Annotated in this window: 9 protein-coding genes; 7 read left to right on the forward strand and 2 right to left on the reverse strand. The window is 57.7% G+C overall.

What is annotated here, in order from left to right; all coding sequences use genetic code 11:
- Nucleotides 1-76 precede the first annotated feature (76 nt).
- The 3 genes from HIJ39_RS11605 to HIJ39_RS11615 all read left to right on the forward strand — a co-directional run bounded on the left by HIJ39_RS11605 (nucleotide 77) and on the right by HIJ39_RS11615 (nucleotide 3,431).
- Nucleotides 77-634, forward strand: coding sequence for a haloacid dehalogenase type II (locus HIJ39_RS11605; protein WP_275107318.1), 558 nt, complete (start codon nucleotides 77-79; stop codon nucleotides 632-634).
- Nucleotides 635-774: 140 nt separating this feature from the next.
- Complete coding sequence (gene acs, locus HIJ39_RS11610) at nucleotides 775-2,790, forward strand: acetate--CoA ligase (protein ID WP_169099848.1); 2,016 nt, start codon at nucleotides 775-777, stop codon at nucleotides 2,788-2,790.
- A gap of 53 nt (nucleotides 2,791-2,843) precedes the next feature.
- Nucleotides 2,844-3,431, forward strand: coding sequence for an acetate uptake transporter (locus HIJ39_RS11615; RefSeq protein WP_169099850.1), 588 nt, complete (start codon nucleotides 2,844-2,846; stop codon nucleotides 3,429-3,431).
- Nucleotides 3,432-3,815: 384 nt separating this feature from the next.
- On the opposite strand, the gene HIJ39_RS11620 is transcribed toward HIJ39_RS11615, so the two are convergent.
- Nucleotides 3,816-5,909, reverse strand: coding sequence for an FUSC family protein (locus HIJ39_RS11620; RefSeq protein WP_169099852.1), 2,094 nt, complete (start codon nucleotides 5,907-5,909; stop codon nucleotides 3,816-3,818).
- Nucleotides 5,910-6,360: 451 nt separating this feature from the next.
- Complete coding sequence (locus tag HIJ39_RS11625) at nucleotides 6,361-8,388, reverse strand: alpha/beta hydrolase family protein (protein ID WP_169099854.1); 2,028 nt, start codon at nucleotides 8,386-8,388, stop codon at nucleotides 6,361-6,363.
- A 152-nt stretch (nucleotides 8,389-8,540) separates the two neighbouring features.
- Between HIJ39_RS11625 and lepA the strand changes: the two genes are divergently transcribed.
- From lepA to grpE, 4 genes are all read left to right on the forward strand, one after another.
- Complete coding sequence (lepA, locus tag HIJ39_RS11630) at nucleotides 8,541-10,337, forward strand: translation elongation factor 4 (RefSeq protein WP_169099856.1); 1,797 nt, start codon at nucleotides 8,541-8,543, stop codon at nucleotides 10,335-10,337.
- On the forward strand, nucleotides 10,334-11,491 hold the full coding sequence (gene hemW, locus HIJ39_RS11635; protein ID WP_169099858.1) for a radical SAM family heme chaperone HemW: 1,158 nt from the start codon (nucleotides 10,334-10,336) through the stop codon (nucleotides 11,489-11,491). Before lepA ends, hemW begins: the two co-directional genes overlap by 4 nt.
- Before the next feature lie 105 nt (nucleotides 11,492-11,596).
- Entirely contained in the window at nucleotides 11,597-12,604 is a 1,008-nt protein-coding gene (gene hrcA / locus HIJ39_RS11640; protein ID WP_169099860.1) for a heat-inducible transcriptional repressor HrcA, read from the forward strand.
- A gap of 21 nt (nucleotides 12,605-12,625) precedes the next feature.
- Nucleotides 12,626-13,225 (forward strand): nucleotide exchange factor GrpE, encoded by a 600-nt coding sequence (grpE, locus tag HIJ39_RS11645; RefSeq protein WP_169099862.1) that lies wholly within the window; start codon nucleotides 12,626-12,628, stop codon nucleotides 13,223-13,225.
- Nucleotides 13,226-13,234 lie beyond the last annotated feature (9 nt).

The following is a 13,234-nucleotide window of genomic DNA, read 5'->3' on the forward strand; positions in this document are numbered from 1 at the left end:
CGCGAGTCGTCCATCCGACAGTGTAACGTGTGCGAAATCGGGGAGCCGGATGCGTAAATTGCGCACGTCCGGTTCTATGGGGAGGAGGGCGCTCAAGGGGCACTCGCTACCACAGCCAAGCCCCGAGGCCCCTCTTTACCTACCAGTTACGCGGCGTGCGCTTGTTCACACGCTGGCGGCCTTGAACATGTCAGTGAGCGAAGCCGCGATGGACCGGCTCATGGGGGCTTGGAACCGACCGGTGCCGTTTCCCGACGCCAAGCCTGCCTTGCAGAAGCTCAAGGGGTTCTCCCGCGTTATTCTCTCGAATGGCGACGAGGCCATGTTGAGCGAAGGCGTGGCGCATTCAGGATTGTCGCCATGGCTTGAGGACGTATTGAGTGTGGAACCGGCCAGGCACTATAAGCCCCACCCCCAAGCCTATCGCCAAGTGCTGGCAAGATATGGCGTTCCGCGAGGAGAGGTTTGGTTTGTCTCCTCCAACGGATGGGACGCGGCCGGGGCGTCCAGCTTTGGGTTTCGGAGCATCTGGGTGAACCGCCGAAGCCAAGTTCGCGAACGGCTGGTAGCGGAGCCCCGCAAGGAAGTCTCCAATCTAGTGGAAGCTGCAGAAGTCATTCGGGCAGGCGTCTAGGACGGATAGCGCCGGCCTCCGTTAAAAGTGCCCAGACGCCACCGAATTAGCAGAAACAAACAGTCGGCTTAAAGCTGCTGTTTTCATTCAAATCAGAGTATAATGAGCAGGAGAAAAATTGGACGCAAGGAGTGGTTTAGGTGGCAGAGAATGTCGAGCGAGACATCGAAGTTCACTGGCGGGAAGAAGACTACTACGAGCCGCCGGAGAGCTTCGTCAAGCAGGCAAATTTGAACGATCCTCATATTTACGAAAAGATGAGTCTCGACAATTTCCCCGACTGCTTCACCGGCTACGCTGATCTCTTGGATTGGTTCAAACCCTGGGATACGGTGTTGGACACCTCCAACCCACCGTTTTGGCGGTGGTTCGTAGGCGGCCGCTTGAACGCTTCGTATAACTGTGTTGACCGTCACCTGCCACAACACGCCAACAAGGTCGCGTACTATTTCGTGGCCGAGCGTGAGGAGGACCCGATTGTCGCCGTCAGTTATCAGGAGCTTTACGCCCGGGTCAACGAATTTGCTGCCTTGTTGCGCGACTACGCCGGGGTCAAGAAAGGCGACCGGGTGACCATCCATATGCCCATGGTGGTGGAACTCCCAGTAGCGATGCTGGCCTGCGCACGGCTTGGGGCCATCCATTCGGTAGTCTTCGGCGGATTCAGTGGGCAGGCATGTGCGGACCGGATCGTCGATTCTGAAAGCTCCGTGCTGGTCACCATCGATGGGTACTACCGCAACGGCAAGTGGCTAAACCACAAGGAAAAGGCGGATATTGCGGTGAAGCAGGCCGAGTCCCAGGGCCAAAAGGTGAACCATGTGCTCATTTTTCAGCGCGACCCAGGCCACTATGGCGGAAGCGATTTAGTGGAAGGGCGCGATGTCTTGGTTCAGGAGCTTGAGTCGAAGTATCGTGGAGCTCGAGTAGAACCGGAGTCCATGCCTGCGGAAGATCCGTTGTTCCTGATGTACACCTCCGGATCGACAGGCAAGCCGAAGGGAATTCAGCACGGTACGGGGGGATATCTTTCCTACGCCGCAGCGACCACCAAATACGTGTTGGACGTGAAACCTGAGGACGTGTACTGGTGCATGGCCGACATTGGCTGGATCACCGGACACTCCTACATCGTCTATGGACCATTGGCGCTGGGCGCTACCTCGGTGCTGTATGAGGGCGGACCCACCTATCCTGACGCCGGACGCGCATGGCGAATCGCTGAGCGCTTAAACGTCAACATCTTCCACACCTCACCCACCGCCATCCGCTCCTTGCGCCAGCACGGCGACGACGTCCCGGGCCGCTACAACTATCACTTTAAGCTGATGGCCACGGTGGGTGAACCCATCGAACCGGACGTCTGGCGCTGGTACTACAACGTGGTGGGGAAGCGTGAAGCGGCCGTGGTGGACACGTGGTGGCAAACTGAAACGGGTGGACATTTGTGCAGCACCGTGCCCGCCTTGAAGGCCATGAAGCCGGGAAGCGCGGGTCCTGGTTTGCCCGGTATTCACCCGGTGATTCTGGATGAGGAGGGCAATGAGGTCACACCAGGATCCGGTGAGGGCGGCAGCATTTGCATCCGCAATCCCTGGCCGGGCATCATGCAGACCATTTGGAAAGATCCGGAGCGATTTGTCCGCACTTATTACGGTAAGTACAACAAGAATCCGCAATCGAAAGACTGGCGCGACTGGCCATACATGGCAGGAGACGGTGCCATGCAGTCTCAGGATGGGTACATCCGCATTCTGGGCCGCATCGACGACGTCATCAACGTCGCCGGTCACCGTATGGGAACCAAGGAGTTGGAGTCGGCAGTGCTGCAAGTGCCGGAAGTGGCCGAAGCGGCCGTCGTGGCCGCTCACGACGACATCAAAGGCAGCATCCCGGAGATCTATGTCTCGCTCCATCCGGGGGTTGAGGCCGACGACGCTCTGAACCAGAAAATCGTCGATGCCATCGTACACGATATCGGACCTATCGCGCGTCCGCGAAAAGTGTGGATCGTGCCCGATCTTCCCAAGACCCGTTCGGGCAAGATTATGCGGCGGATCTTGGCATCGATTTCCGACAATCGAGAAATTGGGGACGTGACCACACTATCCAATCCGGAAGTCGTGGAGACTATTCACAAGCTGGTTCGTCCCTAGGTCAAGGCGGACGCGAGTCCGCCTGGTTTGCTAATGGTTAAGGGAGGGATTTGATGCAAGGGAAGCTTGCCAATCCAGGACCATTGGGGCTTGCGGGGTTTGCGTTCACGACCTGGATGTTGAGCATGATAAACGCCGGCTGGTATACGTCGGCTGGGATGGGATTGGTGTTGGTGCTGGCGATGGCCTATGGCGGCACCGCACAACTTGTGGCCGGTGTTCTGGAATATCGTCGAGGCAACACTTTTGGTACGGTGGCGTTCTTCTCGTACGGTGCGTTTTGGTGGTCGTTCGCCCTCTTCGCGCACTACTTTGGCGCGCAGGTGCCGGCCGCCTTCGTCGGATGGTATCTCTTCGTGTGGGGGATTTTCACCTTCTACATGTGGATTGCTACGTTTCGGACCAACATGGCACTGCAGTTGGTCTTCCTGGCGCTGTGGCTCACCTTTGTTCTTTTGGCCATCGGCAGCTGGGGTCTGACGGCGATGACAACCGTCGGTGGCTACGTGGGATTGATTACGGCCATCCTTGCCTTCTATCTTTCCGCGGCGGAAGTCATCAACGAGGCCTTCGGGCGCATGGTACTTCCCGTGGGGCCGTTTTCTCCCAAGCCCGTGGAACCTCCGGCGCAAAGCGCCTAAACTTCTACGGACAATACTAAGTCAAACGACGCGGAGGATATCCTCCGCGTTTGTTTTGTCGGGCGTAGTGGCGTTGGACGTCTTCGCGGACGACTATATGGCCGAACGTCACCAGCCATCGGAGCAGCAACCCGCGTGAGGAGCGGTATTGATGCGGTAATAGGGGACGCGGGCTCTTGCGTCATTCTATATCGATCCCTGCGTAGGTTGTTCGCCGACTAACGATGGGCACGCGGTGCGACTGCTTCTATTGTTCGCCGGCGCGCATAAGGAGTTCACGCCTGTTATTTGCGTCTCGTAATCATCATAAGGGTACTAGCCCAGTCGCATCAATCGGATCTGGTGGAATTGGAGAGCTCGGGGATTCTCGCGATGCGGCCCATCTCAAAGTGGTTCGGACGAGACGTAGTCTTCTAAAAAGCTTTCGATTTGTGCCAGAGGGCCCTGCAGCCGACTCGCCCGGTGGTCAGTGGCTTCGTTAACGCCAATCGGGAGGCCACTTTCACTAGCAGAAGCCCCGTTTTTGGCTTTGTTTGCCACGTCCGCTAATTGCAGGCACATCCGACGCCAGTTCGGCGGAAATTCTTCGGAGGATGCATGTCGCACGGCGAATGCCAGGGTCCGTACATAGCCCGTCAAGGCCGCATACATGGCAAGCCGGTGACGCACTTGCGGCCGGCTGAACCCCCAGGCTAAGGGTGGGGTAATCGGGTCCGCCACTTGCACGAGTTGACGATGCCGGTTTTCCAACACGCGCACCTGCTGCTCCAAGGCCTCGGCATTTTTCGCCTCAGGAGCCTCGGCTGCTTGCATCAAGAATGAGTGCAGTTCATCCATGTAGCTCCGCCTTACTGTTGCCACCGCGTCACTTGCCGAGACCGGTACGATAAGAAGAGACACGATTAGACCGCATATGGTCCCGATCGCGGTTTCCTCCAATCGCAACATCAAGAGTCCGGTTGAAAACTCGTGAAGGATGCTGTACAGCTGGGCCAACATGATGGTCAGGAAGAAAATCATGTAGGCATAAGAAAACCGGAACAAATAAACACCGAAAAACATCGACACCACTACCACAACCAGCACCAGATGAACATGGCCGGCGGTCAGTTGAGCCAAGCCCACTGCAGCGACGAGTCCAGCTACGGTGCCGAGAACACGGTTGACACCCTTGATGAGCGCATCGACCCGGGTCGCGGTGCCGGCCGACAGGATGAAGGCAGCAATCACCGCCCAATAATAACGTTCTGGAGACAGGGCACGGCCGAAAACAATCGCAAGTCCCCCGGCAATGGCGACCTGAATCGCTTGACGGAGGGGAAAGGCAAGCCGCGCCAGCGGATTCCACTGATGCCCGCGGACTGGAATGGTCGGCCCGATGGCGGGCGATCCCGGCAGGTCGCCCATCATGAGGCCAACCGCAGGCTCAAATTCATCCGGTCCGATGGCGGCCTCAGTCTCGTGTACCCATCGCATTTCGGCGGAGAGTGTAAGAAATTCGGAAGCAGCGTTCGCGAACTCGTATGCGGCTTGATGCGCGGGGCTCTCGACATCCCTGACGAGAGCTGTCAGTTGCCTCGCCCGGGGGTTGTCTTGACGCGCGATGGCATCGGCGATGTCGGCCGCTAATCCCGCGACCCGACCTTGGGTGTCGGCCAGTGTGGTAGCCGCCCAGGCCATGCGATCCATCGCATGCTGAACGGCCAGCAGTCGCCGTCGCACGGCCAATGCCGACCATCCTTTTGGGAGGGCGCTCGGCTCGACAACCCATCCTTCGACCATTAAGGCTGCTACTGAGAGCTGGGCAGCTCGCGTTCTGACGCGAAGCCTCAACCGCTCTCTGGCCGCTTCGGTGTCTGCCCGCAAGTAGTCCGCGATCGCTTTGGCTAAAGCCCGGGACCGGAACCCGAAGGCTCGAAGCGTCCGCGTTAAGGTTTGCCGGGGCTGCGTCCGGAGGATTGTGAGAGACAAGAGCAGGACCCACGCTGCTGCCACGGCAACGGCCAGCAGCATGAAGGGGAGATCCTTAAGAGTGGCACGGGTGAATGACGCAAAAAAGTAGCCCATCCATCCCATGAATCCATAAAAGAAAAAGGGGATACCAAATTTCCGAATCGCCACGGCGACAAACATCACCACCACAAAAACGCCGAGTGCGAGATCAGTGTTTTGCGAAGTGGCTGCGCCTGCCGCCATTCCTCCTCCCACGGCGACTGGGAAAAATATTGCTCGTTTAATCTTTTTCCGCCAATCGACCAATCCGGTCAGGGCCAACGTCCCCTGCATGGACATGACTGCTCCAAGCAGCATCATAATAATGAGGCCGAGGCCGCCGACATGTAACATTCGAGCGACTACATACTCCAGGCCGAGACCAGAAGCCATGCTGACCGCAGCGTTCGTACCCATGCGAAGCCGGACGAGGCCTGGATCTGATGCGAAAATCCAATCCCATATGGTCGCGATCCGTTCGACCAAACTATCCCCTCATTTCCGCCTTATCATATCGAATGAGTTCACGTTCATTTGCAAGCGACGATCCTTCCCTCAAAAATCCAGTGACATGCTGAAAGGGACGAACTTGACCGTTCATAAGATTAGTGCCCACCGTTTTCATCCGTAAAGGGACAGATGCGTGGCGAATGGGGGTTGGCCACTTCGCGAAAGCGCGCCCGCCCCTGGAAGTCGCCAGCGAATGATGGTTTGATGTGCCGTTCATGATGCTCATTCGTGCGCCGATATCCGCTATTGGACGCGAGTACCTGGAACTCTTCTTTATCGTTGTCTTTTAGGTACGCGTCAAGATTGAGGCCGGCGCACTTTTGAGCCTCGCAAGCGACGCGTGTCGGAAAACCAGATGCTGCGCCTCTCGCGATGCGCCGTGCCAGTGCATGCGCCGTCGTTTGAACGGCTGCCATTTTGACAGGGATTATGCCAGATGGTTTTGAAGCCAGTCCCGGATAAGCTCCAGACGTTTGACCCGATGCCATGGCTTTCCGGAACGAGACAATTCATGGCTTTCACGCGGGAATCGCACAAAACGCACCTCCCGATTGAGCCATTTTAAGGCTTGAAAAAGCTCCTCGGCTTGTCCAATGGGGCAGCGCCAGTCCTCCTCGGAGTGGATAAGAAGGAGAGGGGTGTGCATCTTGGCAACCGACATCAAGGGACTGGCCTCCCAATAACGGTGGGGATCCTGCCATGGCGTAGTTCCCCATTCCCAGTCGTCGAGATACCCTATGTCACTGGTGCCGAAGAAGCTCAACTCATCCACGACGGAACGCATGCTCACGGCGGCCTGGAAACGGTCGCTGTGACCAATGGCCCAGTTGGTCATGAATCCCCCATAGGATCCGCCCGCGATGCCGAGTCGTTTTTCGTCAAAATGCTTGGTTTTCAAAGCCGCGTCCAACCCCGCCATCACATCGCGAAAGTCTTGGCCACCCCAAGCACCTTTGATGCGGGCCGAGAAATCTTCACCATAGCCGCGGCTACCATGCGGATTGGTCCAGACCACGCCAATGCCTGCGCCGGCGAGCATTTGAAACTCCAGAAATAGGCTCGAGGTATACATTGCCATCGGACCCCCATGGACTTCTAACACCAGCGGCCAGGGGCCAACGCCGCTAGGTACTAAAAACCATCCGTCCATGGCGTCGCCTAAGGGTTCGCTTTGAAACGTAAAGTGCTGCGGCTTGAACAATTGGACCTCGTTTAACAAGGGCCGGTTTAGATCGGTCGCTAACCGGAGACTTAAGTGATCGGGATGGTCCATAAAGTCGGCGCTGTAGACGTTTCCCGGCGATTCTTGGTCAGCCTCCAGCAGCGCCCATCGGGTACGGGTGCGATTCTGAGTCAGCCCATAAACCACGCGGTCACCTTGGGTGATGAGCCGCATGCTTTTGTTGACCAGGTCCCATTGAGCAATTTGAACGGTTCCGTGGGTGCTGTAAATGGTAAAGAGCGACTCTTGGCCCGGGGAGAAGAGAAGTGGGATACGGAATTCGCCGTGGGCGCGAAGATCATCGACGGACTCATTGCCGAAGTCGCCGTCTTCGGGATCCCACACCAGTTCTGGTTTCCCCGGAGCTCCCGCCGTGATCGCAGCCCGATACAGCTTGGTCTGACTGTAGAACCCCAGCGGATACTGATGTCCAAAGAAGTAAAGCCACTCCCCGTCCGGGGAAAACACGGGCGAGCCATAGCTGCCCCGGCCATCGGTGACCACCCACTCCTGACCGGAGGTCAAATCCAAGAGCACAATGTCTTCGTAGGGGTTTCGGTCGGGATCGGCTTGCCGGTTGGACCGCGCCGCAATGCGACGGCCATCGGGGTGGACGGCGGCCTGGTCATGAGAGTAGCGGGCGTCAGTGAGACGCCTGGGCGGATCGTCAGGGTTCAGACTTAAGGCGACCAATTGACGGTGTCGTTCGGTATGGAGATATCCGACCGTGTCGAGCCGATAGAAGGCACGGTCAATAATGCGTACGTCCTCAGTAAATTTCTCTTGAGGAGTGGCCTGTTCTTTCCGCCGTTTCTGGTGTTCGCGGCTCTCTGGTATCTGGCCGTTGTCTAGTGCCACCTCCACAATAAGGCAATTGCCCCCGGGCATCCATAAGGGGTGGCTGACGTCTCGGTCCCACTGGGTCAACGCCATCGGCTCACCGCCACTGAAGGGAAGGACGAAAACGGTGTCCACATCGTCCCGTGTTCGGACAAAGGCAAGATGACGACCGTCGTCGGAGCAGGCGGGATCTCGGTCCGAAGGCCCTGCCGTCAAATCTCGGCTTGCGCGGGTATCGTAACCAATGGCCCGGATATGGCGGTGATAACGGTTGGTGTCCGGGTCGATGCGTTGATGGACGTAATAGATTTCCCGCCCGCTGGGGTGGATGGTGATGGTCTCGGGTAGTTCAAATCGCAAGAGGTCCTGGGGTGTCAACGGCCGCCGTGCCATGTTAGCCCATCTCCTTCGTCTGTTTAGAGCGCATAGGTTAGTTATAACCGATTGCGGTTGAGGCCAGTCTACACGGCAAGCCCTTCGCTGCTTTTCTTTCCCGCGTCGACTTGGTAACATGAAGTGATATATTGTGGTGCCTGGAGGAAAGCGTGGAGCAACGGCATATTCGCAACTTTTCAATCATCGCCCATATCGATCATGGGAAGAGTACCTTGGCGGACCGGCTCATTGAGGTAACGGGAGCACTCAGCTCACGGGAAATGGCCCCCCAAGTGCTGGATTCCATGGAGTTGGAGCGGGAACGGGGCATTACCATCAAGGCTCAGGCCGTACGCCTGGTGTATCAACACCAGGGTGAAACCTACGAGCTGAATTTGATCGATACCCCCGGCCATGTCGACTTCACCTATGAAGTATCACGGGCTCTGCAAGCGTGTGAGGGAGCTCTGTTGGTGGTTGACGCCGCACAAGGGGTGGAGGCGCAGACGCTGGCCAACCTCTACTTGGCCCTAGAGCATGATTTGGCCATCATTCCTATCATCAACAAGATTGACTTGCCCAGCGCCGACCCGGAAAAAGTGATGGAACAGTTGCTGGACATTGGATTGGACGGCACCGAGGCGGTGCCGGTGTCGGCCAAGCAAGGCATTGGCATCGACCGGGTACTGGCCGAAGTCGTGGAAAAGGTGCCACCGCCTGCCGGTGATGCCCGAGGCGCGCTTCGGGCGTTGATTTTTGATTCCCGTTTTGATAGCTATAAAGGGGTTTTAGTTTACATCCGGGTGGTGGATGGAAGCCTCAAGATTGGCGACCGGATTCGCTTCATGGCCACCTCGAAAGAGTTTGAAGTGACCGAGATGGGGGTTTTCGGCCCCCATCCAGTCCCGGTTGATCACCTTGATACCGGCGAGGTAGGGTTCTTTGCCGCGCAAATCAAGACGGTGCAGGACACTCGGGTAGGCGATACGGTGACGCTCGCGGATCGGCCTGCTGAAGCCCCATTGCCCGGATATCGCCCCGCCCAGCCGATGGTGTATTCGGGATTATACCCGGTGGATTCGGCCGATTACGGCCGGCTCCGGGAAGCCCTGGAAAAACTGCAGCTAAACGATGCAGCGCTTACCTTCGAGCCGGAAACCTCAGCAGCCTTAGGATTCGGCTTTCGTGCCGGGTTTCTGGGCCTGTTGCACATGGAGGTCATTCAGGAACGCCTGGAGCGGGAGTATGATCTCACCCTTATCACCACTGCCCCTAATGTCGTGTATCGGGTTACGTTGGTGAGCGGTGAGGTTGTTCGGGTGGACAACCCGGCGCTCCTGCCGCCGGCGGGTGATATCCAGACAATTGAGGAACCAGTGGTGGAGGCCAGTATTATTACGCCCAGCGATTACATTGGGGCGGTGATGGAACTGGCTCAGGAACGGCGCGGAATCTATCTGAACTTGTCCTATCTGGACAACGTTCGCGCCATGCTCACGTATCGGCTGCCGCTCGGCGAGATTATGTACGATTTCTTCGATCAATTGAAAAGCCGCACCCGGGGCTATGCTTCACTAGACTATCAATTAGCGGGACTGCAGCCAGCCGACTTAGTGCGCATGGATATCTTGCTCAATGGGGAGGTCGTGGACGCGCTCTCCACCATTGTTCACCGTGATCGCGCCTATCAAAAGGGACGGGCGCTGGCGGAAAAGCTTCGTGAGCTAATCCCCCGACAATTGTTTGAGGTTCCCATTCAGGCGGCCATCGGCGCCCGAGTCATTGCCCGAGAAACTGTTAAGGCGCTCCGAAAAGATGTGTTGGCCAAATGTTATGGCGGCGACATCACGCGAAAACGCAAGCTCTTGGAAAAGCAGAAGGAGGGCAAGCGACGCATGAAGTCGGTGGGCAGCGTGGAGATTCCGCAAGAAGCGTTTATGGCCATCTTGCGGGTGGAGGAGTCATGAACGAGTGGGGGCTTTATGTGCACATCCCCTTTTGTCAAGCCCGCTGCACCTATTGTGATTTCAATACCGTCACTGGGATGTCGACCGACGACCATCGCCGCTACCGGGACGCGCTGATACGCGAGTGGGAAAACGAGCAGCCAATCTCGGGCCCCTTGGTCTCCATCTTTTTTGGTGGTGGGACGCCCTCCTTGGTGGACGCGAGTCATTTGACGGCGGTCATCGACGCGGTCGACCAGCGTCTCGGCGGTATTTCCGATACGGTTGAGATCACCGTGGAGACCAATCCCGGGACGGTTACCTCCGCCAAGTTGCGTCAATGGCGTCAAGCCGGCGTCAACCGACTCTCGATTGGGGCTCAGGCCCTGCAGAACCATCACCTGTTGGCGCTGAACCGCATTCATGATGTGACCGCCATTCACTCCACCGTGGCGATGGCACGCGCCGAAGGATTCGCCAACATTAGCTTGGATGCCATCTACGGGTTGCCGGGCCAGACAATGGAGGAATGGCAGGAGACGGTGGCGGGATTGTTGGCCCTGAATCCCGTTCATCTCTCGCTATATGCGCTGATGGTCGAGGCAGGAACGCCGCTGAAAAATCAGCTCGACCGTGGGGAAAAGAGGCTGCCGGACGGCGATTTAACGGCCGATATGGCCGACTGGGCGGAAGTGCGATTGGAGCAGGCAGGGCTCAACCCCTACGAGATCTCGAACTTTGCTCGTCCCGGAATGGAATCCCGCCATAACCAGCTCTACTGGCAATTGGCACCCTATCTGGCGCTAGGGGCTGGTGCCCATGCCTATCGGCCGGGACTGCGCTGGTGGAATGTCCGGGGCGTACGCCGATATATGGAGTTCGTCGAGTCGGGCCAAGATCCTAAAGACGGAGAAGAGCGTCTCAGTCCCGAGGAGGAAATGCGCGAATATCTCTGGCTGGGCTTACGCCAGCGCCGAGGGGTGAGCCCCGAGACGTTTCTCGAGCGATTTGACAGGACCCCGCATGAGGCCTTTGGTTCGGTCCTCGAACGATTACTCCAGCAAGGATTGGTCGAGTCGGATCCCACCCGCATACAATTGACTAGGCGGGGCCGCGATCTAGCAAGCCTGGTGGCGCGCGAATTGGTGGACGCGCCCGTAGCCTACGGCGCTTAGGCCCGCATTCTTGACACAGAAAATAGTCAGATGCTATCGTTCTTCTGAGAATCATTTAGCACTCTCGGCGTTTGAGTGCTAAATTTTGGTCGGGAGGTGGACCAATTGGATGGCCGCAAACGGCGTGTACTCGAAGTGTTAATTGACGATTACATCGCGACGGCGGAACCCGTTGGTTCGCGGACGCTCGCCAAGAAGTATGATCTTGGGGTCGGTCCTGCCACGATACGCAATGAAATGGCAGATTTGGAGGACCTGGGTTTCCTGGAGCAGCCACACACCTCGGCGGGACGGATTCCGTCCGACAAAGGCTATCGCTTTTATGTAGACGAGATTATCCATCCGGCTCCGCTGCAGGAGATGGAGCGGGACCGCATCCGCCGTGCCTATCAAGTCCGGGTGCGGGAGTTGCATTGGTTCATCCATCAGACGGCGCGGTTGGTCTCGGAACTGACCCAGTATCCCTCGTTGGTAGCGGCGCCACCTGTGAAGCAGGCGCAGCTCAGAGATCTTAGTTTTGTCCCACTCGGGCGCGGCACGGTGCTGATGGTGCTGCAAACGACGGGTGGATTGGTGGAAAACCAGACCTTCATACTGCCGGATGATTTTGATGCCGAGCAGTTGTCCGCTTTGGCCGAGGATTTCACCCGAGAGTTTCGTGGTGTGTCAATGGAGGAGCTAAAGAACCGCATTCTGGATCCACTGCAGGGGGATATTAACCGCTATCAAGGGCTGTGGCAGCTAGCCTTGAAGTGGGTAACCGGGCAGGACGGCGACGAGGACAAAGTGAGCTTGGCGGGTCCCCTCAACATTTTGAACTACCCCGAGTTTCGCGACGTGGACAAAGTCAGGCGGGTACTCGGCTTTCTGGAAAAGGAGACGGCGCTGGAACTGGTGTCGCGGACCGAGAGCGAGGGGGTCCAGGTGGTCATTGGGGCGGAGTCTTTAATGGACGATATCCAGGATTGTAGTTTGGTCACCGCCACCTACCGCGTGGGAGGCAATGTGGTAGGGCACTTGATGGTTTTGGGTCCTCGGCGCATGCAATATGCACGAGTGATGTCGATTGTTGACGCGGTCTCCAACGAGTTGACACGGGTTTTGCATGGCTAATTGATGGCGGAGGGATAGCGAGTGGGCGAAGAGGAGCAGAAAAAGACACAGGATTCCCCCGGGGGGACAGACCAGGCCATAGACGAAGAACAAGAAGCGCCTTCGTCGCCCGACGGCGGCAGCGCATCAAGTGATGAAACGGCAACCGACTGGGAAGAGGTGGCGCGTTCTCGTTATGATCAGCTCATTCGCCTGCAGGCCGACTTCGAGAATTTTCGGCGTCGCATGGATCGGGAACGCGATGAGATTCAGGGCCGGGTAGCCGAGCGGTTGTTGACCGACTTGCTGCCGGTCTTCGACAATCTCGAAAGGGCCGTCAAATTCATGCCATCTGAAGGCGAGGCCAAGGTCTGGCGGGTGGGCGTGGAGATGACCCTGAACGGGTTCATGGAGGCGCTGGCACGGCTCGGGGTGAAGCCCATTGAGGCGTTAGGTGCGCCTTTCGATCCGCGCTATCACGAGGCCGTGCAGCGTGTGGACAGTGCCGATCCGGAAGGCACCGTGGTCGAGGAATTGCAACGCGGCTTTGTATGGAACGATCGGGTGTTGCGCGCCAGTATGGTAAAGGTGTCAACCGGCCAGGCGCCCAGCGCCGAACCGGTTGCCGACGGGGAGGAGTAAGGAGCCAAG

Source organism: Sulfobacillus harzensis (assembly GCF_012933365.1).
GTDB classification, from domain to species: domain Bacteria; phylum Bacillota; class Sulfobacillia; order Sulfobacillales; family Sulfobacillaceae; genus Sulfobacillus_B; species Sulfobacillus_B harzensis.

What these genes read in the sequence shown, in the direction of transcription:
- HIJ39_RS11605 (WP_275107318.1), top strand. Translation starts at nt 77, where the DNA reads ATGGGGAGGAGGGCGCTCAAGGGGCACTCGCTACCACAGCCAAGCCCC.
- HIJ39_RS11615 (WP_169099850.1), top strand. Translation starts at nt 2,844, where the DNA reads ATGCAAGGGAAGCTTGCCAATCCAGGACCATTGGGGCTTGCGGGGTTT.
- HIJ39_RS11625 (WP_169099854.1), bottom strand. Translation starts at nt 8,388, where the DNA reads ATGGCACGGCGGCCGTTGACACCCCAGGACCTCTTGCGATTTGAACTA.
- hemW (WP_169099858.1), top strand. Translation starts at nt 10,334, where the DNA reads ATGAACGAGTGGGGGCTTTATGTGCACATCCCCTTTTGTCAAGCCCGC.